A 20,769-nucleotide genomic window follows, 5' to 3' on the forward strand; every position below is an offset into this window, starting at 1 on the left:
ACCGCCGCCGGCAAGCGCTTCCACTTCACGGTCGAACTGGCGCTGACGCCGGCGGATCAGGAGCGCGGCCTGATGTTTCGAAAGACCATGGCGCCGGATGCCGGCATGCTGTTCGTGTTCGATGTGGTCGAGCCGCAGGCGTTCTGGATGAAGAACACGCTGATCCCGCTCGACATGATCTTCATTCGCACCGACGGCACCATCGCCAACATCGTCGAGAACGCGCCGCCGCAGACGCTGGATGCGCGGACCTCGGACGGGCCGGCCAAGGCGGTGCTGGAGCTGAATGGCGGCATCACCCGCTTCCTCAGCATCCGGCCGGGCGATCGCGTCCTCCATCCGCTGATCGCGACCACCGCGCCGGCGCAGTAAGGCCTAACGCGGCGGCGCCACGGCCTCGTTCGGGGCCGGTCCCCAGCCATGGCCGGCGGCGATGAGGCAGGATTGCCCGTCCGACCCGGTGTACAGCAGGGTCCAGCTGCGCCCGCCGGGGCTGGTGAACAGCTCGACTCCGCCGCCGCTGTTGGCCGTGCCGCCGCTGCTCCGCGTTTCCTGGAACGCCCGGGCCAGATAATCCACGACGACATCGTGTGGGCCGCAGCTGTTCGGTGCCGCCAAAGCCGGGGCAGCCAGGAAAATGCCGGAAAGCGCGATCAATGCCGCGCGGACCATGACTGCCTCGAAAGCGGTGGCGGAGGATGCGGCCGGACGGCCGTGGACACGATATAATCGGCCGGCCGCAACCTGGCCAGTCGCAAGGCGATAACGCTGCGCCGGAATTGCCCGGCCGGGCCGTGAAGGGGCGGACTCAATGCGGACCGAATGGGAATGCCGGACATCAGGACAGCGACCGAGCCGAAGCTGAAAGAGACGGCGCCTCCGCCTGTTCCGAAGCCCATCGCCGCCACCCGTCCGCACCGCCGGCGCCGGCGCCGTCTGACCCTGATTCTGGCACTGCTGGTCGTCACGCTGGTGGCCGCCGGGGGCTGGTACCGCTGGGGCCGTACCGTCGCGCCAGACCAGCTCTACGTCACCGCGACGGCGGGGCGGGGCAACATCGAGGATGCGACGACCGCACTCGGCACGCTGCAGCCGCTCCGCTACGTCGATGTCGGCACCCAGGTCTCGGGCCTGCTCAGCACGCTGCATGTCGCCATCGGCGACCGGGTGAAGGCCGGCGACCTGCTGGCCGAGATCGACCCCACCGTCTACCTCTCGCGGGTCGAGGCCGACCGGGCGCAACTGGCCAATCTCGAGGCCCAGCGGGCGGACAAGCAGGCCCAGCTGATGCTGGCCGGCCAGCAGGCGGAACGCCAGCGCACCCTGAAGGCGGCGCGGGCGACCAGCGACGACGCGCTGCAGACCGCCGAGGCGACGCTGGCCTCGGCCCAGGCCCAGCTCGACGCGGTCGAAGCCCAGACCCGCCAGACCCAGTCGACCCTCAAGGGCGACGAGGCCAATCTCGGCTACACCAAGATCTACTCCCCGATCGACGGCACGGTGGTGTCGCAATCGGCGCGGCAGGGCCAGACCCTGAACGCCAACCAGTCGGCGCCGATCATCGTCCAGGTCGCGGACCTTGCGACCATGACGGTCAAGGCGCAGGTGTCCGAGGCGGATGTCAGCCGCCTGCGCCTGGGCATGACCGCCTATTTCACCACCCTCGGCACGCCGGAGAAGCGCTGGTACGGCGCGCTGCGGCAGATCCTGCCGACGCCGGAGGTGGTGAACAACGTCGTGCTGTACGACGCGCTGTTCGACGTGCCCAACCAGGGCGGCGTGCTGATGACGCAGATGACGGCCCAGGTGTTCTTCATCTCGGCTGCGGCGCAGGACACGCTGCTGATTCCCGCTGCCGCGCTGTCCGGGGTGGCGGCCGGAACCTCCTCCGCGTCGCCCGGCCGGGCCACCGTCCGGGTGCTGCGCCCGAGTGGCGGGATCGACACCCGCGCCGTGGTGGTCGGGGTGACCAACCGGGCGCAGGCGGAGATCCTGAGCGGCCTGGAGCCGGGCGAGCAGGTCATCACCGGCCCGCGCCGAGCAGAAGGGGCTCGCTCCGAGCGGCCGGGCCGGAGCCCGCGGCTCTGATGGACATGCATGAGCCGATGCCGGAGAGGCCAGTCGCGACCACGCCGCCGCTGATCGCGCTGCGCGACGTGACCAAGACCTATGTCAACGGCGACCTGGCGGTGGAGGTGCTGCACGGCATCTCGCTCGACATCCATGCCGGCGAATTCGTCGCCATCATGGGCGCTTCCGGCTCCGGCAAATCGACCCTGATGAACATCCTGGGCTGTCTCGACCGGCCCAGTTCGGGCGACTATCGCGTCGACGGCACCGATGTGGCGACGCTGGGGGCCGACGCGCTGGCGCATCTGCGGCGAGAGGCCTTCGGTTTCATTTTCCAGAGCTACAACCTGATCGCCTCGGCCACCGCGGCGGAGAATGTCGAGGTGCCGGCGATCTATGCCGGCATCGCCGCGCCCGAGCGGCGGGAGCGGGCGGCGCAGTTGCTGTCCTCGCTCGGCCTTGCCGACCGGCTGGACCACCGGCCGAACCAGCTGTCGGGCGGCCAGCAGCAGCGGGTGTCGATCGCCCGCGCCCTGATGAATGGCGGCCGGGTGATCCTGGCGGATGAGCCGACCGGCGCGCTGGACAGCCGCAGCGGCACCGAGGTGATGACGCTGCTGCGGCGGATGAGCGAGACCGGTCAGACCGTGATCCTGATCACCCATGACCGGGCAGTGGCGGAGCATGCCCATCGCCTGATCGAGATCCGCGACGGGCACATCGTCGGCGACAGCGGCCCCCGCGCGCTTCCCGCCGCCGCGGCCGGCACCGTCGTGGCCGAAGCCGGCGATGCCGGGGCGCTCGGCGTGGCCGACATGGCCGAGGCGGTCAAAATGGCGCTGCGGGCCCTGCGCGCCAATCTGTTCCGCACCGTCCTGACCCTGCTGGGTATCGTCATCGGCGTCGGCGCCGTGATCGCGATGCTGGCGATCGGTGATGGCGCCAAGCAGTCGGTGGTCGACCGCATCTCCGCCATGGGCACCGACCTGTTGCTGATCCGGCCGGCGCAGAGCAACAACCGCACCGCCGACGGCGTGATCGCGACGCTGGTGCCGGAGGATGCCGAGGCGCTGGAGGATCTGCCCAATGTCGCCGCGGCGGTGCCGGAGCTGACGGGCACCGTCACCCTGCGCCATGGCAACACCGACTATCAGACCCAGGCGGATGCGACGACGCCGTCCTTCACCATCGCCCGGGGCTGGCCGGTGGAGCGCGGCAGCTTCATCGCGGCGCAGGACCAGGCCAGCTACGCCCCGGTCATCGTGCTGGGCCAGACGGTGGCGCGGGTGCTGTTTCCGGACGGCGCCGACCCGCTGGGGCGCTACGTCCTGGTCAACAACATCCCATTCCAGGTGATCGGGCTGATGGAGGCGAAGGGCGCCACCCCCTACGGCGCCGACCAGGACGATGTCGCCTTCATGCCGCTGTCGACCGGCAGCCTGCGCGTCTTCGGCAAGCGCTTCGTCCGGTCGATTACCGTGCAGGTCGAGGACACCGCACGGATCGACGAGACCCAGGCCGAAGTCCAGGCGCTGCTGGAACAGCGGCATCGCCGCCAGGACGTGCAGATCCGCAACATGTCGGCGCTGATCGAGACCGTCTCGGCCACCCAGAACACGCTGACCATCCTGCTCGGCTCGGTCGCCGCCATCTCCCTCCTGGTCGGCGGCATCGGCGTGATGAACATCATGCTGGTCAGCGTCACCGAACGGACACGCGAAATCGGGGTGCGGATGGCGACGGGCGCCCGCATGCGGGACATCCTGCAGCAGTTCATCACGGAATCGGTGGTCGTGTCGGCCATCGGCGGGGCGATCGGCGTGGCCGGCGGCCTGGCGGTGGCGGCAGCGCTGCGCGCCTTCGGCACGCCGATCCTGTTCTCGCCGGGCCCCGTGCTGCTGGCCTTCGGCTGCGCCTTCCTGACCGGGCTGGTCTTCGGCTACATGCCGGCGCGCAAGGCCGCCACGCTCGACCCCGTCGTCGCCCTGTCCGCCGAGTGACCATGCCGTCTTCCCATCGCGCCCCTCGCGTCTTCGCAGCGATCCTCCTGGCCTCCGCGCTTGCCGCTTGCAGCGCGGGGCCGGAGGACCAGAAGCCGGCCCTCGACGTGCCCGGCGGGTGGAAGGCGACAGGGCCGGCCGGCACCTCCTGGCCTGATACCTCGTGGTGGCGCAGCTTCGGCTCACCGCAGCTCGACGGCCTGATCCGCACGGCGCAGCAGAACAACCAGGACATCGGCGCCGCCGTCGCCCGGGTGCTGCAGGCCGATGCCCAGGCCCGCATCGCCGGGGCGCCGCTGCTGCCCAGCGTCGGCCTGACCGGCGACGGCTCGCATGCGGATTCGCCCGGCACGCTCGGCGGCCGGTCGGTGACCGACCAACTGTCGGCCGAACTGGCGGTCAGCTACGAACTCGACCTCTGGGGCAAGAACCGGGCGGCGCTGCAATCGGCGGAGGCCTCGGCCCTGGCCAGCCGCTACGATCGCGACACCGTCGCCTTGACCGTCACCTCCAGCGCCGCCACCACCTATATCCAGATCCTGGAGTTCCAGGACCGGCTGGCCATCGCCAAGGACAATCTCGCCAACGCGCAGCAGGTGCTGGCCGTGGTGCAGGCGCAGGAGGCGGGCGGGGCCGCCTCGGCGCTCGACGTCGCCCAGCAGCGCACCGTCGTGGCGCAGCAGAAGGCGGCCATTCCGCCGCTGGAGCAGGACCGCCAGCAATCCGAGACCACGCTGGCGCTGCTGCTCGGCGAACCGCCGGCGCGGCTGTCGCTGGGCCGGCAATCGCTCGACGATCTCAAGATCCCGGTGGTGGCGGCGGGGCTGCCATCGTCGCTGCTGGACCGGCGGCCGGACATCCAGAACGCCGATGCGCAGCTGGAGGCCTCTCGGGCCAATGTGAAACAGGCGAAGGCGGCGCTGTTCCCGTCGATCCAGCTGACCGGCCAGGGAGGGTTCCAGAGTGCCGCGCTCGACACGCTGTTCAGCTCGGCCAGCACGCTCTACAGCCTCGCGGCCTCGCTGACCCAGCCGATCTTCGAAGGCGGCAGCCTGCGTGGCCAGGTCCAGCTGACCCAGGCGCAGTACCAAGAGTTGGCGCAGACCTATGTGAAGACCGTCCTGGCCGCCTTCGGCGATGTCGAGAATGCCCTGATCGGGATCCGCCAGTCCGACCTGCGCTACCAGGCGCAGCAGGAGGTGGTGGCGCAGTCGCGCGAGGCGTTCCGCCTGTCCGACACGCAGTACCGGGCCGGTGCCGTCGACCTGCTGACCGTGCTGAACGCCCAGCAGACCTATTTCTCGGCCCGCGACGCGCTGGCGCAGGCCAAGTCGGCCAAGCTGCAGGCCGTGGTGTCGCTGTATAAGGCGCTGGGCGGCGGCTGGTCGTCGGCCTCAGTCGGGGCCGGGTCATGACGGTGCCCGGATCACCCGACCGGAGGATGCGGAACCGTCGGGATTTCGTCATTGTTCCCGTCATGGCGTTGTAGGGGGAGGGGAACCGGATTGGCCGAGCCGGATCGTGCTGCAGCCCTGATCGATCGGATCTATGCCGCACTTGTCGGCGAGATCGGCTGGGACCAGTTCCTGCAGGAGGTCGCGACCTGCCTGCCGAACGGCAAGGCGACGCTGTTTTTCCACGATGCCGACAGCGGCCACGGAGCGCTGTCGCTCAACGCCAATTTCTCGGCCGAGGCCGTGGCCGCCTATGGCAGCCACTTCTCCAAGGTGAACCCCTGGATGCGGGCGGCGATGAGCCGGCCGGTCGGGCTGGCGGTGCGGGCCGAACAGATGCTGCCGCGGGACAGCCTGCTGCGCAGCGAGTTTTACGCCGATTACCTGAGTCCGAACGGGCTGGGCACCGCCGTAGGCGTGACCATCCACAAGGAAGACCGCTGCAGCTTCATGATCAGCGTGCTGGGGGCGGAGGCCGACGATGCCACCGTCGACGCCGCCCGTGCCCTGCTGGGTCAGCTGGCGCCGCATCTGCGCCGTGCGTTCACCTTCTACCGCCGGACGCCGCAGGCCGGCGCCGCCCTGCACGGCGGCATCTCCGTGCTCGACCTGCTCGGCATCGGCGTGATCCTGGTGGCGGGCAACCGCCGGATCTGCACCTGCAACAAGGCGGCGGAAACGATGATCGGCAAGGGCGACGCGGTCGGCGAGGACAGCGAAGGCCGGTTGCGCTTCCAGTCCGCCGATGCCACCGCGGCGCTGGATCGCGCCCTGGACGAGATCCGGCTGGGCGTGCCACGCAGCCTGCTGCATTCCCGGCTGCTGCCGCGCGAGGGCGGCCAGCCGCTGCGGGTCCGGTTCGCGCAACTGGCGCAATCCTCGGCCCAGGTGTTCTTCTCCGGCGCCGCGGCGCTGGTGCTGATCGAGGACCCGGCTGTCTCCGCCTCGGCCGAGCGGATCGAAAGCGCCCGCGCGGTTTACGGGCTGACCGCGGCGGAGCTGCGGGTGGCCCGGCGGTTGATCGAGGGCCTGACCCCGGCCGAGATCGCAGCGGTCGACGGCGTCTCGCTGCTGACGGTGCGCAGCCAGCTCAAGAGCATCTTCGCCAAGACCGACACCCGCCGCCAGGCCGAGGTGGTGCGCAAGCTGTCCGCCGGAGTGTTATAAGATAGGCGTGGGTTGGGTTCGTCTCGAACCCAACACTTTGCCGTAGTGCCATGATTTTGTTGGTTTCGCGTGCGAATCCAACCTACCAGATCAATCCTCTCCGGCCACTCGCTTCCGGGCCAGGGTCAGGCCGTCGCCGACCGGCAGCAGGGACACGTCGATGCGCTTGTCGTCGCGCAGCATCGCGTTGGTCCGGCGGATCGCCTCGGTGTTGGCCGACCGGTCGGCAGGGTCGGCGACCTGGCCGTGCCACAGCACGTTGTCGACCAGCAGCAGCCCGCCCGGCCGCAGCAGGCCGATCGCGGCCTCGCAATAGGCGGGGTAGTTCGATTTGTCCGCATCGACGAAGATCATGTCGACCGTGCCGGACCAGCCATCCCGCGCCAGCCCGGCGAGCGTGTCCAGGGCCGGCGCCAGCCGCAGCTCGATCCGCTCCGCCAGCCCAGCCTCGGCCCAGTAACGGCGGGCGATCGACGTCCACTCCGCATTGACGTCGCAGCACAGCAGGCGCGCCTCCGCCGGCAGGGCCAGCATCACCGACAGGGCGCTGTAGCCGGTGAAGGTGCCGATTTCGATCAGCCGCCTCGCTCCGACCAAGCGGGCCAGCAGGGCCATGAACTGGCCCTGTTCCGGCGCGATCTGCATGCCGGCCTGGGCCGCCACGGCGCGCTGCGTCTCCTGGCGCAGCCTTGCCAGGATCGGTGACTCGCGCAGCGACGCGTCGAGCAGGTAGTCGTACAGCGCGTCAGTCAGGCCGGCGGTGCGCGGGCTCATGGGACGGTGTCTCCGGTCACGGCGTCACATGCACGCTGGGGTCGCGCTTGACCGGCACCGGGCGCCGCAGCTCGTTGCGGATCTTCATCGCCTCGAACACCGGGGCGGTGCCCTGGCGCGGCACGAAGCGGCCTTCGCCGCGCTGGACCTTCAGTTCGTTGTTCTCCCACACCACCTTGCCCTGGCTGAGGGTGATGGCGGGCAGGCCGCGCAGGGCCATGCCTTCGAACACGTTGACCTCGATGTTCGAATGCTGGGTGGCGGCGCTGACCGTCTTGGTCGCGGCCGGGTCCCAGACCACGACATCCGCATCGGCGCCCGGCGCGATCACGCCCTTCTGCGGATAGATGTTGAAGGCCTTGGCGGCGTTGGTCGAGGTGACGGCGACGAACTCGCTCGGCGTCAGCCGGCCGGTGTTCACGCCGTTGGACCACAGCACCGCCATGCGGTCCTCGATGCCGCCGGTGCCGTTCGGGATCAGGGTGAAATCGTCCAGGCCCATGCGCTTCTGCGCGGTGTTGAAGGCGCAGTGGTCGGTGGCGACGACCTGCAGGCTGCCTGCGGTCAGCCCATCCCACAACGACTTCTGGTGGTCCTTGGAACGGAAGGGCGGGCTCATCACCCGGGCGGCGGCGTAGGCCCAGTCCCGATTGCGGTATTCGCCTTCGTCCAGCGTCAGGTGCTGGATCAGGGATTCGCCATAGACGCGCTGCCCATTGGCGCGCGCCCGGGCGATCGCCTCATGCGCCTCGCGGCAGGAGGTGTGGACGATATAGAGCGGCACGCCGGCGGCGCCGGCGATCATGATGGCGCGGTTGGCGGCCTCGCCCTCGACCTCCGGCGGGCGCGACAGGGCATGGCCTTCCGGCCCGGTGACGCCGGCCTCCAGCAGCGCCTTCTGCAGCAGCCAGACGATATCGCCGTTTTCGGCATGGACCATCGGCAGGGCGCCGATCTCGCGGCAGCGGCTGAAGCTGTGCATCAGCACGTCGTCATCGACCATCAGGGCGTTCTTGTACGCCATGAAATGCTTGAAGCTGTTGACGCCGTGGTCGGCGACCAGCGTGCCCATCTCCTCCCGCACCTGGTCGGACCACCAGGTGATGGCGACGTGCAGCGACCAGTCGGAGACGGCCTTTTCGCCCCATTCGCGCCATTGGCGATACCCGTCCAGCAGGCTCTGCTGCGGCCCGGGGATGCAGAAATCGATGATCATGGTGGTGCCGCCGGCCAGCGCCGCGGCCGTGCCGGTGTAGTAGTCGTCGGCCGCCACCGTGCCCATGAAGGGGAACTGCATATGGGTGTGCGGGTCGATGCCACCCGGCAGCAGATAGCTGCCCGAGGCGTCGATCACCCGGGCGCCGGTCGGGGCCGCCAGATCCGGCCCGACGGCGAGGATCCTGCCATCCTCGCAGATCACGTCGGCGCGGAAGCTGCGATCGGCATTCACCACCGTGCCGCCCTTGAGTGCGATCGTCATGGCCGGCGTTCTCCTTCTTGTCCCGAGGCCTGTCCCTGTCGGGCAAGATTGGGACGGATCGACCGGCGAGGCAAGATCGATCCTGACCATTTGGTCAGGCTGCCGGCCCCGAACAAAAGCCGGGGCATGAGGCCCCGGCGAGTTCAGGGAGGAGGAAACGGCTCATGACGAGCAAATCGATACGTTACGTATAAAATCATCAATCGACAACACAAAACGTATCGATCAATCCCGCATCACCCATTTCACCGGCACGGCCCATTCGACCACGACGTCGGAGATCAGCGGCGCGTTGTAGCTGAACAGGGTGAAGAAGCCGGGGCCGCCACCGCGCATCAGGATCTTGACGAAGGTCCGGCCGTCCGACAGCCGGATGACGCATTCCCGGCCGATCAGCTGGTCCAGGTCGGTGCGGATATTGCGGTAGTAGATGACGTCGCGGTCGCGAAAGGCCGGGGCCATGGAATCGCCGCGGACGATCACCGCCACGGTGTGCTCGTCGGACGCCGGCGGGGCGTCGACTTCATCAATCTGCTCGGTGGACTGGTCGCCGTCGAACATCTGGACCTCCGCCCCGGCACCGACAAAACCGACGACAGGCACCATCGGGCGCTGCCCATCCGGGCCGCCTTCGCCGGTCAGCAGCCAGGCTTCCGATACGTTGAAGGCGACGGCGTAGCGGGCGGCGGCGTCGCGGCGCAGCCCGCGCAGGCCGGATTCATGGGCGCGATAGGTGATCGGGCTCCAGCCGAACACCCGGGCCGCATCCGCTGCAGTCTCGTGGCCGGCCTTGATCCGCGCCAGGACCAGGCGGTCATGTGGTTCCATCATGGCGTAGGATTACCACGTTTCGTAGCGGATGGAGAATACGTTTTGTATTGACCGATAAGATTACGAAACGTATCGTTTGTGGATGGACTCACTCATCGACAGCTTCGAAACCCTGTTCGCCTGTTGGGATCGGCAGAGCCATCTCGCAGCGGATCTCGGCGTCTCGGCGCAGCATTTGCGGATGATGCGGCTGCGCGGTTCGATCCCGGTCCGGTTTTGGCCCCGGCTTCTGGCCGGCGCCCAACGCCGTGGGGTCCATGGACTCAGCTACGACGTGCTGGTCCGGCTGCATGTACCGGTGAATCTGCGGTGTCCATCCACACTCTCCATCTCATTCAGGAGCCCGTCATGAGCCTGCATCCGACCCTCGACCAGATCGAAGCCATGCCAATGGCCGCCGTGGCGGCGCTGCCGGCCGAAGCGCTGGCACTACTGGTGGAGGATCTTGTCATCCTGGCCGAGCGCAGCCGCACCCTGCGCGAGATCGTGACCGCGGCCCTGGCGCTGCGTTATGGCGCCGACAGCGAAGCGGTTGGGGAGGTCATCTTGGAACCCGCCATGGGCTTCGCCATGCAGGCACGCGTATAGGGAATCGCGGGACGCCGCCGCGATCGGCGACAGCGTCCCGCAAGAACACGATCAGGCGCCGCAGCGTGTCTTGTGCGGGTTGTCGACCTGGGTGATCTGCTGTTTGAAGCCGTTGATGTCCGTCGAGGTGAGGCTGAGCTGGCCCATGCAGACCTGGTAGATGCCACCCAGCTTCTTCATCTGTTCGATCAGCTGCGTCTCAGTCCGGCACCTATCGGCCGCCGGCGCCGCGGCCGCCTGCTGATCGGCGAGTTGCTGTTGCAGCACCGCGATATTGCTCTTCTGGGCGTCGACGTCCTGCGGACAGTCGGCCCAGGCCGGAGCGGAGATCATCGCGGCGACGGCGACGAGCAGGATGCGTTTCATAAAGTCCTCCAAAGTCTGGCCCCTCTGGCTGCTGCAACGAGGCGACACGGCCATTGGTTCCGATCATGACTTCGGTCCTATGCGTCGTCGCCCTCCGCCGCCTCGCCGTTCCCTGGCATGTTCGCGAGCAGATCCCCGGGCTGGCAGCCGAGGGCATCGCAGATCCGGGCCAGGGTTTCGAAGCGGATGCCGCGGACCTTGCCGGTGCGCAGCAGCGACAGGTTGGATTCGGTGATCCCGACCAGCGCGGCGAGATCCTTGGACCGCATTTTGCGGCGTGCCAGCATGACGTCGAGGGTGACGCGGATCGTCACGGCCGGCTCACACGATGCCGGCATTGTCCTCGGCGATCGCGACCGCCTCGCGCATCACCTGGGCGATGCCGAGAATCACGAAGCCGAGCACGGCCAGCCAGATCTGGTCGGTGGTGAGCGTCACCATGAAATCGTCGGTCAGGCCGGCGGCGCGCAGGACCGACGACAGCATGGTGGACCCGATCGGCGGGACGCAGGCCGAGGCCAGGATGCCGAAGGCGATGCGGCGCAGGGCCAGGGTCGCGGCCGGTGTGAACAGCGCCCCTTCGGCATAGTCCCGGAACAGCCGCCGCGCCGCCCAGATCGAGAACAGGCGCGGAGCCGACCCGGCCAGCAGCACGGCGAAGACCGCAATGCTCCAGCCGAAGGCGAGGGGGCGCTGCGTCAGCGCCGGGTCGATGGCCAGGTCCGTCAGCCAGGGGTGGCGAGGGATGGCTTCCGGAAAGCCGAAGACATAGACGGCGATCGCGGCCGGCAGCACGACCAGGAGTGCGGTGAGCATCCAGGCGATGCGCGCGCTGGTGCGCCGCAGCCTGGCGGCGCGTGCGGCGTCGATGGGGGTGGGGATCATCGGTGACCTCTCCGGCAGCGGATGCCGAAGTTTCTGTAAGACAGAAATTAATCGCCGTAAAGCGATGATCCGAAGCGACGCACGGCAAGCCTAGGTGTCGTCCGGCGCCAGCAGCGCGGCAGCGACGGAGTCCCAGGCGGCGGCACTGCGTGCCGCCAGCAGGCCGGGGCGGTCCTCGCGCGGCCGGTACGGCGTGCCGTCGAGCCGGGCGGTGCGGCCCCCGGCCTCCGCCAGGAACAGCGCGCCCGGGGCGTGGTCCCAGGGCAGGGCGCGCCAGAACAGGGCGAAATCTTGCTCGCTCGACACCATCGCCGGATATTCCCGGCCGGAACAGCGCCAGCCCGGCAGGATCCGGGCGAGCCGGCCGCTGCGGGCCTCGATCTGCGCCTTGAGCGGCGGCGGCAGGAAGCGGGTCAGCACGGCACCGTGCAGGGTCTCGGCGGCGGCGTCTCCATCCGACACCGCGACGCGGACCCCGTCCAGGAACGCGCCACCGCCGCGGGTCGCCACGGCCAGCCGGTCCGACACCGGGTCCAGCATCCAGGCGGCCACGATGTCCTGGCCTTCCACCAGGGCGACCATCACCGCGAAGGGTTCGTTCCCGGCGGCGAAATTGGCGGTGCCGTCGAGCGGATCGACCAGCCAGGTGGTGGCCGTGCCGGCATGGAAGCCCGGCAGCAGGGTGGGATCCGCCGCGGCGGCCTCCTCGCCCAGAACAAGCGCGTCCGGTCGCAGCACCAGCAGCCCCTGGGTCAGGATCGCCTCGGCCTCGCGATCGGCGATGGTGACGATCTCGCCCGGCGACTTCTCTTCCGACTCATCTTCGGCCAGGGCCCGGAAGCGCGGCAGGATCGCCTCGCGGGCGGCGCGGCGCAACAGGTCGGACACTGCACCGACCAGGGAGGCATCGACCGGGTGGAGATCGGACGTCATCGCTGCGCCTTTCACGGTCAAGGGGGCAGGCAGGGTCTAGCCCGCGGCGCTCGCCGATGCGAGCGGCAGCAACTCCGACAGAGTCCGGATGATGCGGTCCGGGCGGATCGTTGTATCAGCGGGCAGTCCTTCGCCGTTGTCGCACCAGATCGCATGGATGCCCAGGCGCTGTGGCGCCGCGACCTCCCACTCCAGATTGTCGCCGACCATCCAGGTCTCTTCCGGGGTCACCCCCAGGATCCGCATGGCATGGCGGTAGGCCCGCTCATCGGGCTTGCCGAAGCCGATCTCGCCCTCGATCTGGATGTGATCGAACCGGTCGCCCAACTCGAAGCGGGTGATCTTGGCGCGCTGGCCCTCGGCCGAGCCGTTGGTGACCAGCGCCAGGCGCACGCCATAGGCCCGGAAGCCATCGACCACCCGATGGGCATCTTCGAACAGGTGCATCTGTTCATCCCGATAGGCGGTGAAGCGATCGGCAAGCTGCCAGGCCATCTCGACCGGCAGCGCCGGCCGGCCCGCGACGGCCAGGGACCGGAGGGCATCGGCGACGATCAGGCGCCGCGCCTCGCCGATCCGCTGCCGCCAGATCCGGTGGCGTTCGGCATCCGCCCAGAAATCGCGCGCAAGCGGGCCGATAGCGGCGGCGATCTCGGCACCGGCATAGGGCGCCAGCTGCGCTGCGAACTCGCCGGTGACGGCCAGCCAGGCCGCATCCGGCCGGCGGTAGGCGGAGATCAGGGTGTCGTCCAGGTCGAACAGGATGGCGCGCGGCAACAGCATCGGGACGATCGACCTCCGGGTGGGCGGCCCAGCCTACGCGACGGCCGCCGCGGCCGCCAGTTGTCCGGGCGACCGCGCCGGGCTCTACTGAACACTGGCAGATCATGCCGGAACCGCACTGATGACCGAAGACATCCACTACACCGACCAGCGGCTCGCGGCTCTTTACGACGCGATGAACTCGCCGGGCGCGGACACCCGCTTCTATCTCGGCCTGGCCGGGGACGCGCCGCGGCGCGTGCTCGATCTCGGCTGCGGCACAGGGCAGATCGCCTCGGCGCTGGCCGGGCAGGGGCACGACGTCAGCGGGATCGATCCGGCGGCGGCGATGCTGGCGGTCGGACGCCGCCGGCCGGGCGGCGAGCGAGTGGCCTGGGTCGAGGGCGATGCGCGCGACGTCACGCTCGGCCGGTCATTCGACCTGATCATCATGACCGGCCACGTCTTCCAGGTATTCCTGACCGATGCGGATATCGGGGCCGTCCTGGCCACGGCGCGGGCCCATCTGGCGTCGGGCGGCCGCTTTGCCTTCGAGACGCGCAACCCGGCGGCGCGGGCCTGGGAGGGCTGGACGCCGGACCGGACCCGCCGCCGCGTCGTGCCGGACCACGGCAGCGCAGTCGACACCCACATTGCCGTCACCTCGGTCGTCGACGGCATCGTCCGGTTCGAGACGCATCATCGGTTCGAGGCGGACGGCACCGTGCTGGTCAGCCACAGCGCCCTGCGCTTCCTGGATCAGCCGATGCTGGCCGCACGCCTGGCCCACGCCGGGTTCAGCGACACGCGCTGGATCGGTGACTGGGACGGGTCGCCCTTCCGCCCGGACAGCCGCGAGATCATCGCGCTGGCCGGATAGGCCCAGGCCCAGGCCTGAGGCCTCAGGCCTCAGAGGCCTTGGCCGGCTTCGGCTTCGGCCCCGTGCGCTTCGCCGCCGCCGGCCGGTGCGGGCGGTCCTCTTCGATCCGGATGTGCCGGTCCTGGGTGTCCGGCCGGCGGATCGAGGAGGAGAAGCGCCCGGCGGCGTGACGGGCGATCTCGACCCGGCTCTGCCGCTCGATGATCTCGATCCGGCCGATCTCGGCCTTGGTGATATGGCCGCGGCGGCACAGGAAGGGCACCAGCCAGCGCGGATCGGCATTGTTGGCGCGGCCGACATTGATGCGGAACCAGACCGATCCGTCGCCACCACCACCACCGCCGCCACTCCCAGCCTCCGACGGACCGTCGTGAGCCGGGCGGGGCGGGCGGCGTTCGGTCGACCGGGCCGGCGCCGGCGCGCGTTCCGGCTGCGGCGTCAGTTCCTCGGGCGACGGCAGCAGGCTGCGATGCAGGCGGACCAGGGCGACGGCGACATCCTCGGCGCTGCGGTCGGCCAGCAGCGCGCGGGCGCCGACCAGATCATCCTCGGTCGCGGGCTCGGTCAGCAGGGTCTCGGACGCCAGCCGGGCCTGGTCGCGGCTGCGGATCTCCTCGGCCGAGGGCGGCGGCGCCCATGCCGCTTCGATCCGCGCGGTGTTCAGCAGCCGTTCGGCCTGGTAGCGGCGGTTGTAAGGCACCAGCACGACGCTGACGCCCTTGCGCCCAGCCCGGCCGGTGCGGCCGCTGCGGTGCTGCAGCACCTGCGCGTCGTGCGGCAGCTCGGCATGCACGACAAGGCCGAGATCGGGCAGGTCGAGGCCGCGGGCGGCGACGTCGGTGGCGACGCAGACCCGGGCTCGCCCGTCGCGCAGCGACTGCAGCGCCCGGTTGCGCTCCAACTGGCTCAGCTCGCCGGACAGCGCCACCACGGCGAAGCCGCGCTCCAGCAGGTTGCCCTGCAGACGGCGCACGGCTTCGCGGGTGGCGCAGAACACGATGGCGCCGTTCGCCTCGAAGAAGCGCAGGATGTTGACGATGGCCCGCTCCGCCTCATGCGGCGCGACCGGCATGGCGCGGTATTCGATGTCGCGATGCGGCTCGTCGCGCGACGACATCGCGATCCGCACGGCGTCCTTCTGGTAGCGCCGGGCGAGGCCGGTGATCTCCTTCGGCAGCGTGGCCGAGAACAGCAGGGTCCGGCGCTCGGTCGGCGCGGCGTCGAGGATCGCCTCGAGGTCCTCGCGGAAGCCGAGGTCGAGCATCTCGTCGGCCTCGTCCAGCACCACGGCACGGATGGCGGAGAGGTCGAGCTGGCCGCGCTCGATATGGTCTCGCAGGCGGCCGGGCGTGCCGACGACGATGTGGCAACCGGCGGACAGCAGGCGCTGCTCACGCCGGGCGTCCATGCCGCCGACGCAGGCGAGGACGCGGGCGCCAGCCGCCTTGTACAGCCATTCCAGCTCACGCTGCACCTGCAGCGCCAGCTCGCGGGTCGGCGCGATCACCAGGGCCAGCGGCGCCCGGGCGGGACCCATCCGTTCCGCATCCCCGAGCAGCGTGCTGCCGAGGGCGAGGCCGTAGGCGACGGTCTTGCCGGATCCGGTCTGGGCCGAGACCAATAGGTCGCGCTCGGCGCTGTCGGGCTGCAGCACCGCGGCCTGGACCGGCGTCGGCTCGGCATAGCCGCGCTCGGTCAGGGCGTGCAGCAGGCTGGCTGGGGCGGGAGAGAAAGGCATGTCGCGCGTGACCCTATGCGTTCGAGCCGTGGCAGACACTGCTCCTGATGGGGAAATCCTGACCTTCTGGAATGCAATGAGGCGGCCGCTGCAGCATGGCGGGCCGGTCCGACAGCAAAAGATCCCTGGATCGTTGCGCCCATCGATACCCGACATAGGGCCGCTGTACAAGCGCCGCCTGCCGTGCGGGGCGCAGCGCCTGGGATTTCCAGGCCAGGCTGGCTGCATTTCGCCGCGGATCGGCCGGGCAGATGCCCCTTGCCAAAGCCTTGTAAAATCTAGGAAAGCTGCGGCGTTCGGGCCGTACGGGGCGTAGCGCAGTCTGGTAGCGTGCCTGCTTTGGGAAACGGCGCTAAAACCTACTTACTCATTTGATTCTACGAGATTTTAGTGGTCCTAGTGCGGATTGCCTCGGGACTATTTCGGGACACAGCCTCCATGGCTGTCCGAATGTCATCCACAAGCACGTGTGCATACTTCGCCGTGGTCTTGATGTCGGCGTGTCCCAACTGCTTTTGCACCGCCTTCAAGTTGCCCAGTGCGCGCAGCACGCGGGTTGCGCTGGTGTGGCGGGTATCGTGCATCCGGAAATCTTTGATTTTGGCAGCGGCCAGTGCATCGACCCATGGCCGCCGCCAGCCGTCACGGCTGATCGGGTACCGCTCGCCCTTGCGCCGCGACGTGCCATCGGCGCGGGTGCGTGGCCGCTCGCACACGAAGGTGAAAACGAATGCCTCGTGATGTCCCTGGCACTCCTGAAGTAACGTGACCATGGCCTTGGTCATGGGGACGATGCGCGTCTTCCCGCCTGGCCGTCGGCTCTTGCCGACCACCCGCACTTCCTTTCGGCCGAAGTCCACGTCCGGCCAGGTCAGCCGACGGCATTCGCCAAGGCGGCAGCCGCTTAGCATGGCGAAGCGCACAATTGGGTGGAGATCAGCGCGGTTCCTTGCCGGATCCACACGGTGCTGACTGACAACGGCGTTCAGTTCGTCCAGCACGACAAAAGGGGTCGAGGGCGGCTCCATCACCCATGTCTTCGGAAGGGTCTGCGCCGAACGAGGCGTCGAACATCGACTGACCAAGCCATATCATCCGTGGACCACCGGCCCGGCCGAGCGGATGGTCCGCACGATCAAGGGGGCGACCGCGCGAGCCTTCCACTACGCCATCGATCGATGACCTGCGACGCCACGTCCGGGACTGGCTGCTTGCCAAGTTCCAACAACTGCATGCGCGGGCACGTGGTCGTTCGGGCCATAAGGGCCACGAATCTCATACCCCAACCATCAGGGGGCTTCTCGGCCTCGGCGATAGCTCCAACAGAAGGCAAGCGACTCATCGCAGGCTCTCCAGCCACACGTTGTAAAACTTCCGTTGTTCCTCGACTGTGCAAGGGACCATTCCTGGTCCGGAATCAAATATGGACACCAGATCAGTGATCAACGCAGGTTTACCCATAGTAAGCCGGTACGCGCGTTCACCGTAGCCCATCGCCTCAATCATTGGGGATGGATAAACGTTCTGACTTGAGCCATTGCATTCTATTAACGTCCCGCGCGCTTCCAGCTGCAAACGAATCTTACACAGTGCATGGAAATAGCCTTTCTCCGAAGAGCCTTCCAACGCGATTGTCTCATACGTCAGCATGAGTTTGACTTGGTCGGGGTTATCAGGCGCTTCATCCCAGCGGAGAAGTTTGGCGTCCATGTATCTATCCTCGAAATGGATAGTTATATCCGCAGCCATAGGCTGCCTGTCGTCTTCAAAATCGGTCATTACCAGTAATTTCCAAAGCAAGGATTCGATATGTAGTCACCGGCGGGTGACCCGGAGCGGAGAGATTGTCTCCTTTTGCAGATATGCCGTCGGGAAAGGCCTGATCGGGAGTCGCAGAGGATCGTTCGCCACGGAACACTATGTTTGAAGAATCAGCTCCGCTCTCTCCAAGATCGGTCTCCGCTAAGAGACCACAGTCGAACTCGGGCGGGCCGACACTATAGTCGGTCGCACCAAGGCTCACGTCATAGTCGTATCCGGCTTCGGATTCGAGGATACCCGAGGGGCTGAGGCCCTGAGGGTCGGTGAGGTTGGCCGGGTCGTTGCTGGCGTAGGTATAGAGGTTGATGCCGCCCTTGGTGCCGCTCGGGTCGGCCTGCAGGAAGCGCCCGAGGGCCGGCGAGTAGGCCCGGGCCCGGTTGTAATACAGCCCGGTCTCCGGATCGAGGCGGCGCCCGGCGAACTGATAGGCGAAGCCCGTCGACACCGGGCTCACGCCATAGGCGGTGTAGCTGTGCGTCTCCGCCAGCACCCCGGCGCTGTTCACCACCGCGATCACCGAGCCCAGGCCGTCGGCGAACGGGTACGACACGGCACCCGCCGCGGTCACCGTCACCACTGGCTCGTCCAGCCCCACGCCATAGGCGTAGCGGCGCTGCAGCACGGCCGGCGACCCGGTGTAGTCCGCAACCTCCTGCTGCCCCGCCGACAGGAACGTCGTCACCACCCCGTTCACCGTCTTCGCGTGACGGCGGCCGATCGGGTCATAGGCGTAGGCCACCGTCGTGCCGGTCTTCGCCGCCGAGAGCAGATGGTTCTCGGTGTCGTAGCCGAAGGTCCACACCCCGTCCGAGGTCAGGTTGCCCCGGGTGTCATAGCTGAACGCCGTCCCGCCGACCGAGCCATACTGGTTCAGCGCGTTCGGGACATAGACCGGGCTCGCCGCCGCCAGGCCGGCCACGACGAAGGACGAGTCGCTGTAGGTCGAGGACGTCCTCTGATGGTCCTGGTTGTAGGCGTAGTCGATCGTCAGACCACCGCCGCCCCAGCTGTGGGCGATCTCGCTGGCCTAGCCGCCTTCGGTCCAGGCATAGGGGTGCTGGCCACCGGCGTCGCGCCGCCATAGGACACCGACACCGGCCGTGACCGGCTGTCGTACGTGGTGTGCTGCAGCTGCGACCCGCTGGTCGAGGTCCGGTACACGTCGCTCAGGCGGTCCCGCGTGTCATACACATAGGCCACCGAATAGCCCGGCCAGGTCAGCAGCGTCCGGTTGCCGTTCGCATCCAGCGTCCAGGACACCGTCCCGAGATCCGGCGGCGTCTCGCCGACAGCATTCGGCCGGCGAAGCCGTCTCCGTTGTCACGGTGACCTCGCCGGCCGGTTTCCTGGTCGCTTTGCAGTTCAGGGCGTCAGAGAGGCCGCCCCACTGCCATTGTCGGGCAAGAACGAGAGCCTCTTAGGAGTGCGCTGTCACCGCAATTCCAAGTCGTCTTCTGGTTCAATCTTCTCTAGCGATTTAAGCAAATCCCGGAAGCGTTGGAGATAAAATCCCTTGCTGTCCAAGGCCATTATTTCCGCATAACGCTCGGCAAGTTGATCATAGTCTGGCCGCCCTCTGAGTTTAGCAACGATGATTCCGGTCGAGCACCGGAACCACGGAAGAGCCCTGTGGTGATTTCGTTCGCCAGGCCTGCCATTTAGTTCAGCATCGATCGCGGCAAGTGTCCCCCAACGCTCGTAATAGGGCAGCGCAAATCCGCTAAACGTCTCAATAATACTCTCGGCCACCGAGCCGATTTCCGATTCTAACCTCAGAGAGAACTCACATGCTCGAGCATCACCGCTCAAAAACACCCCGACCGAATTCCCCATAGTCGCTGTGTCTTTTTGGAATTTTGGTTCGAAACCAGATGCCTGATGGAAGATTTTCTCGATGCGCTCAATGCGTACTCCGACGTTCGGTTGGATACGGTAACCCGGTTTCCCATCCAGGCACACCAACTGAAATATAGCGGTAACGTCTCCCTGCTTTCGTGCGAAACGATCCTTTAGAGGCTTAAGCGCGAATCCAGAGGTGAGCAATCGAGGGCTTAGAAAACTGAAAAGCTCCGGCTTCAAGCCACTGACTTCCTTCATTTTGGTTCCCTTAAAAGTCACCAGGCCGGAGAATTCGCACCGCCGTCGGCGGGATTGGGGTGCCCGCCGGATAGGCTAGACCGCCATTTCGTCCGACAACTTGACCGCCATATTGCCCAAGCAGCGGATAGCCGGCCGTCTGGTTACGGGTGAGCCCTGCGGTTGGGGACGACTTGAAATCATACAGATTGATACCGCTAGAGTCGTCCGTGCCGAGAGCGTCTAGGCGAACGCGATAATTAGTCAAATCGCCTAATTCTGTATAGGGACGAATGCTGACCTGCTCCGCAACGTCGCTATTGATTCCATCAAGGTAGTCCAAGCCGAGCTGTTCAAATGCCGCCCCATTTGCAGCATTTTGCGTTATTAAGGGTACACTTTCCGCGGTATCGATCGCACCAAGGCTCGAGTCATAGTCGTATCCGGCTTCGGATTCGAGGATATCCGAGGGGCTGAGGCCCGTGGGATCGGTGAGATTGCCCGGGTCGTTGCTGGCATAGGCATAGAGGTTGAGGCCGCCCTTGGTGCCGCTCGGGTCGGCCTGCAGGAAGCGCCCGAGCGCCGGCGAGTAGGTCCGGGCCCGGTTGTAGTACAGTCCGGTCTCCGGATCGAGGCGCCGCCCGGCGAACTGGAAGGCGAAGCCGGTCGACACCGGGCTCACGCCATAGGCGGTGTAGCTGTGCGTCTCCGCCAGCACCCCGGCGCTGCTGACCACCGCGACCACCGAGCCAAGGCCATCGGCGAACGGGTACGAGATCGCGCCCGCCGCCGTCACCGTCACCACCGGCTCGTCCAGCCCCACGCCATAGGCGTAGCGCCGCTGCAGCACGGCCGGAGACCCGGTGTAGTCCGCGACCTCCTGCTGCCCCGCCGACAGGAACGTCGTCACCACCCCGTTCACCGTCTTCGCGTGACGGCGGCCG

General features: G+C 67.7%; 24 protein-coding genes and 1 pseudogene. 8 read left to right on the forward strand and 17 right to left on the reverse strand.

All coding sequences use genetic code 11. The features are described 5' to 3' along the window. Positions 1–372: DUF192 domain-containing protein (locus tag AC3XYG_RS20590; protein ID WP_489141739.1), on the forward strand; the 372-nt coding region annotated here is incomplete at its 5' end. 3 nt (positions 373–375) lie between these two features. On the opposite strand, the gene AC3XYG_RS20595 is transcribed toward AC3XYG_RS20590, so the two are convergent. Beyond that, positions 376–672, reverse strand: a complete 297-nt coding sequence (locus AC3XYG_RS20595) for a hypothetical protein (protein ID WP_489141740.1) — start codon at positions 670–672, stop codon at positions 376–378. Positions 673–828: 156 nt separating this feature from the next. On the opposite strand from AC3XYG_RS20595, the gene AC3XYG_RS20600 reads away from it, so the two are divergent. From AC3XYG_RS20600 to AC3XYG_RS20615, 4 genes are all read left to right on the forward strand, one after another. Continuing rightward, positions 829–2,088 (forward strand): efflux RND transporter periplasmic adaptor subunit, encoded by a 1,260-nt coding sequence (locus tag AC3XYG_RS20600; protein WP_489141741.1) that lies wholly within the window; start codon positions 829–831, stop codon positions 2,086–2,088. A gap of 5 nt (positions 2,089–2,093) precedes the next feature. Continuing rightward, a complete protein-coding gene (locus tag AC3XYG_RS20605) occupies positions 2,094–4,070 on the forward strand; it encodes a MacB family efflux pump subunit (protein WP_489141761.1) in 1,977 nt (658 codons plus the stop codon). Between the two features lie 2 nt (positions 4,071–4,072). Further along, positions 4,073–5,485: an efflux transporter outer membrane subunit gene (locus AC3XYG_RS20610; protein ID WP_489141742.1), complete on the forward strand. Its 1,413-nt coding sequence runs from the start codon at positions 4,073–4,075 to the stop codon at positions 5,483–5,485. A gap of 90 nt (positions 5,486–5,575) precedes the next feature. Further along, a complete protein-coding gene (locus AC3XYG_RS20615; RefSeq protein WP_489141743.1) occupies positions 5,576–6,691 on the forward strand; it encodes a helix-turn-helix transcriptional regulator in 1,116 nt (371 codons plus the stop codon). A gap of 90 nt (positions 6,692–6,781) precedes the next feature. Here AC3XYG_RS20615 and AC3XYG_RS20620 read toward each other — a convergent pair whose 3' ends face one another. The 4 genes from AC3XYG_RS20620 to AC3XYG_RS20635 all read right to left on the reverse strand — a co-directional run bounded on the left by AC3XYG_RS20620 (position 6,782) and on the right by AC3XYG_RS20635 (position 10,068). Then, on the reverse strand, positions 6,782–7,465 hold the full coding sequence (locus tag AC3XYG_RS20620; RefSeq protein ID WP_489141744.1) for an O-methyltransferase: 684 nt from the start codon (positions 7,463–7,465) through the stop codon (positions 6,782–6,784). 16 nt (positions 7,466–7,481) lie between these two features. Continuing rightward, positions 7,482–8,945 carry a dihydropyrimidinase gene (hydA, locus tag AC3XYG_RS20625; protein ID WP_489141745.1) on the reverse strand — a complete coding sequence of 488 codons (1,464 nt, stop codon included), beginning with the start codon at positions 8,943–8,945 and terminating at the stop codon, positions 7,482–7,484. A 225-nt stretch (positions 8,946–9,170) separates the two neighbouring features. Further along, the gene (locus AC3XYG_RS20630; RefSeq protein ID WP_489141746.1) at positions 9,171–9,776 is read right to left on the reverse strand and encodes a LexA family transcriptional regulator; all 606 of its coding nucleotides are present in this window, start codon (positions 9,774–9,776) and stop codon (positions 9,171–9,173) included. A gap of 88 nt (positions 9,777–9,864) precedes the next feature. Beyond that, positions 9,865–10,068 carry a hypothetical protein gene (locus AC3XYG_RS20635; protein ID WP_489141747.1) on the reverse strand — a complete coding sequence of 68 codons (204 nt, stop codon included), beginning with the start codon at positions 10,066–10,068 and terminating at the stop codon, positions 9,865–9,867. A gap of 56 nt (positions 10,069–10,124) precedes the next feature. On the opposite strand from AC3XYG_RS20635, the gene AC3XYG_RS20640 reads away from it, so the two are divergent. Then, a complete protein-coding gene (locus AC3XYG_RS20640; RefSeq protein ID WP_489141748.1) occupies positions 10,125–10,364 on the forward strand; it encodes a hypothetical protein in 240 nt (79 codons plus the stop codon). A gap of 51 nt (positions 10,365–10,415) precedes the next feature. Here AC3XYG_RS20640 and AC3XYG_RS20645 read toward each other — a convergent pair whose 3' ends face one another. From AC3XYG_RS20645 to AC3XYG_RS20665, 5 genes are all read right to left on the reverse strand, one after another. After that, the gene (locus tag AC3XYG_RS20645) at positions 10,416–10,730 is read right to left on the reverse strand and encodes a hypothetical protein (RefSeq protein WP_489141749.1); all 315 of its coding nucleotides are present in this window, start codon (positions 10,728–10,730) and stop codon (positions 10,416–10,418) included. Positions 10,731–10,807: 77 nt separating this feature from the next. Next, positions 10,808–11,044 (reverse strand): helix-turn-helix domain-containing protein, encoded by a 237-nt coding sequence (locus AC3XYG_RS20650; protein WP_489141750.1) that lies wholly within the window; start codon positions 11,042–11,044, stop codon positions 10,808–10,810. 7 nt (positions 11,045–11,051) lie between these two features. After that, positions 11,052–11,615: a DUF2975 domain-containing protein gene (locus AC3XYG_RS20655; RefSeq protein WP_489141751.1), complete on the reverse strand. Its 564-nt coding sequence runs from the start codon at positions 11,613–11,615 to the stop codon at positions 11,052–11,054. 90 nt (positions 11,616–11,705) lie between these two features. After that, the gene (locus tag AC3XYG_RS20660; RefSeq protein WP_489141752.1) at positions 11,706–12,548 is read right to left on the reverse strand and encodes an inositol monophosphatase family protein; all 843 of its coding nucleotides are present in this window, start codon (positions 12,546–12,548) and stop codon (positions 11,706–11,708) included. 36 nt (positions 12,549–12,584) lie between these two features. Next, a complete protein-coding gene (locus tag AC3XYG_RS20665) occupies positions 12,585–13,331 on the reverse strand; it encodes an HAD family hydrolase (RefSeq protein WP_489141753.1) in 747 nt (248 codons plus the stop codon). Positions 13,332–13,452: 121 nt separating this feature from the next. Between AC3XYG_RS20665 and AC3XYG_RS20670 the strand changes: the two genes are divergently transcribed. Further along, entirely contained in the window at positions 13,453–14,190 is a 738-nt protein-coding gene (locus AC3XYG_RS20670; protein WP_489141754.1) for a class I SAM-dependent methyltransferase, read from the forward strand. A 22-nt stretch (positions 14,191–14,212) separates the two neighbouring features. Here the strand turns inward: AC3XYG_RS20670 and AC3XYG_RS20675 are convergent, their stop codons facing one another. Then, positions 14,213–15,928, reverse strand: a complete 1,716-nt coding sequence (locus tag AC3XYG_RS20675) for a DEAD/DEAH box helicase (RefSeq protein WP_489141755.1) — start codon at positions 15,926–15,928, stop codon at positions 14,213–14,215. Positions 15,929–16,305: 377 nt separating this feature from the next. Then, positions 16,306–16,839, reverse strand: a complete 534-nt coding sequence (locus AC3XYG_RS20680; RefSeq protein WP_489141762.1) for a tyrosine-type recombinase/integrase — start codon at positions 16,837–16,839, stop codon at positions 16,306–16,308. Positions 16,840–16,857: 18 nt separating this feature from the next. On the opposite strand from AC3XYG_RS20680, the pseudogene AC3XYG_RS20685 reads away from it, so the two are divergent. Beyond that, positions 16,858–17,095: pseudogene (locus AC3XYG_RS20685) on the forward strand (IS481 family transposase); the annotation flags it as partial. Between the two features lie 171 nt (positions 17,096–17,266). Here the strand turns inward: AC3XYG_RS20685 and AC3XYG_RS20690 are convergent. The 5 genes from AC3XYG_RS20690 to AC3XYG_RS20710 form a co-directional block, all read right to left on the reverse strand. Next, on the reverse strand, positions 17,267–17,707 hold the full coding sequence (locus AC3XYG_RS20690; RefSeq protein WP_489141756.1) for a hypothetical protein: 441 nt from the start codon (positions 17,705–17,707) through the stop codon (positions 17,267–17,269). Further along, positions 17,694–18,668 (reverse strand): RHS repeat-associated core domain-containing protein, encoded by a 975-nt coding sequence (locus AC3XYG_RS20695; protein WP_489141757.1) that lies wholly within the window; start codon positions 18,666–18,668, stop codon positions 17,694–17,696. The genes AC3XYG_RS20690 and AC3XYG_RS20695 overlap by 14 nt, the downstream gene beginning before the upstream one ends. A gap of 68 nt (positions 18,669–18,736) precedes the next feature. After that, positions 18,737–19,009, reverse strand: a complete 273-nt coding sequence (locus AC3XYG_RS20700) for a hypothetical protein (RefSeq protein WP_489141758.1) — start codon at positions 19,007–19,009, stop codon at positions 18,737–18,739. A 171-nt stretch (positions 19,010–19,180) separates the two neighbouring features. Further along, on the reverse strand, positions 19,181–19,846 hold the full coding sequence (locus AC3XYG_RS20705) for a hypothetical protein (protein WP_489141759.1): 666 nt from the start codon (positions 19,844–19,846) through the stop codon (positions 19,181–19,183). Positions 19,847–19,856: 10 nt separating this feature from the next. After that, positions 19,857–20,769, reverse strand: a 913-nt coding sequence (locus tag AC3XYG_RS20710; protein ID WP_489141760.1) for an RHS repeat-associated core domain-containing protein, incomplete at its 5' end; no start/stop codon positions are given.

Source organism: Inquilinus sp. (assembly GCF_057815775.1).

Bases quoted from the DNA above. Each gene is read 5' to 3' on its own strand.
- AC3XYG_RS20675 (WP_489141755.1), bottom strand. From the start codon at position 15,928: ATGCCTTTCTCTCCCGCCCCAGCCAGCCTGCTGCACGCCCTGACCGAG.
- AC3XYG_RS20665 (WP_489141753.1), bottom strand. From the start codon at position 13,331: ATGCTGTTGCCGCGCGCCATCCTGTTCGACCTGGACGACACCCTGATC.
- AC3XYG_RS20670 (WP_489141754.1), top strand. From the start codon at position 13,453: ATGACCGAAGACATCCACTACACCGACCAGCGGCTCGCGGCTCTTTAC.
- AC3XYG_RS20640 (WP_489141748.1), top strand. From the start codon at position 10,125: ATGAGCCTGCATCCGACCCTCGACCAGATCGAAGCCATGCCAATGGCC.
- AC3XYG_RS20630 (WP_489141746.1), bottom strand. From the start codon at position 9,776: ATGATGGAACCACATGACCGCCTGGTCCTGGCGCGGATCAAGGCCGGC.
- AC3XYG_RS20620 (WP_489141744.1), bottom strand. From the start codon at position 7,465: ATGAGCCCGCGCACCGCCGGCCTGACTGACGCGCTGTACGACTACCTG.
- AC3XYG_RS20680 (WP_489141762.1), bottom strand. From the start codon at position 16,839: ATGCTAAGCGGCTGCCGCCTTGGCGAATGCCGTCGGCTGACCTGGCCG.
- AC3XYG_RS20600 (WP_489141741.1), top strand. From the start codon at position 829: ATGCCGGACATCAGGACAGCGACCGAGCCGAAGCTGAAAGAGACGGCG.
- AC3XYG_RS20605 (WP_489141761.1), top strand. From the start codon at position 2,094: ATGCATGAGCCGATGCCGGAGAGGCCAGTCGCGACCACGCCGCCGCTG.
- AC3XYG_RS20635 (WP_489141747.1), bottom strand. From the start codon at position 10,068: ATGCAGCCGGACCAGCACGTCGTAGCTGAGTCCATGGACCCCACGGCG.
- AC3XYG_RS20660 (WP_489141752.1), bottom strand. From the start codon at position 12,548: ATGACGTCCGATCTCCACCCGGTCGATGCCTCCCTGGTCGGTGCAGTG.
- hydA (WP_489141745.1), bottom strand. From the start codon at position 8,945: ATGACGATCGCACTCAAGGGCGGCACGGTGGTGAATGCCGATCGCAGC.
- AC3XYG_RS20690 (WP_489141756.1), bottom strand. From the start codon at position 17,707: ATGACCGATTTTGAAGACGACAGGCAGCCTATGGCTGCGGATATAACT.
- AC3XYG_RS20595 (WP_489141740.1), bottom strand. From the start codon at position 672: ATGGTCCGCGCGGCATTGATCGCGCTTTCCGGCATTTTCCTGGCTGCC.
- AC3XYG_RS20610 (WP_489141742.1), top strand. From the start codon at position 4,073: ATGCCGTCTTCCCATCGCGCCCCTCGCGTCTTCGCAGCGATCCTCCTG.
- AC3XYG_RS20705 (WP_489141759.1), bottom strand. From the start codon at position 19,846: ATGAAGGAAGTCAGTGGCTTGAAGCCGGAGCTTTTCAGTTTTCTAAGC.
- AC3XYG_RS20645 (WP_489141749.1), bottom strand. From the start codon at position 10,730: ATGAAACGCATCCTGCTCGTCGCCGTCGCCGCGATGATCTCCGCTCCG.
- AC3XYG_RS20655 (WP_489141751.1), bottom strand. From the start codon at position 11,615: ATGATCCCCACCCCCATCGACGCCGCACGCGCCGCCAGGCTGCGGCGC.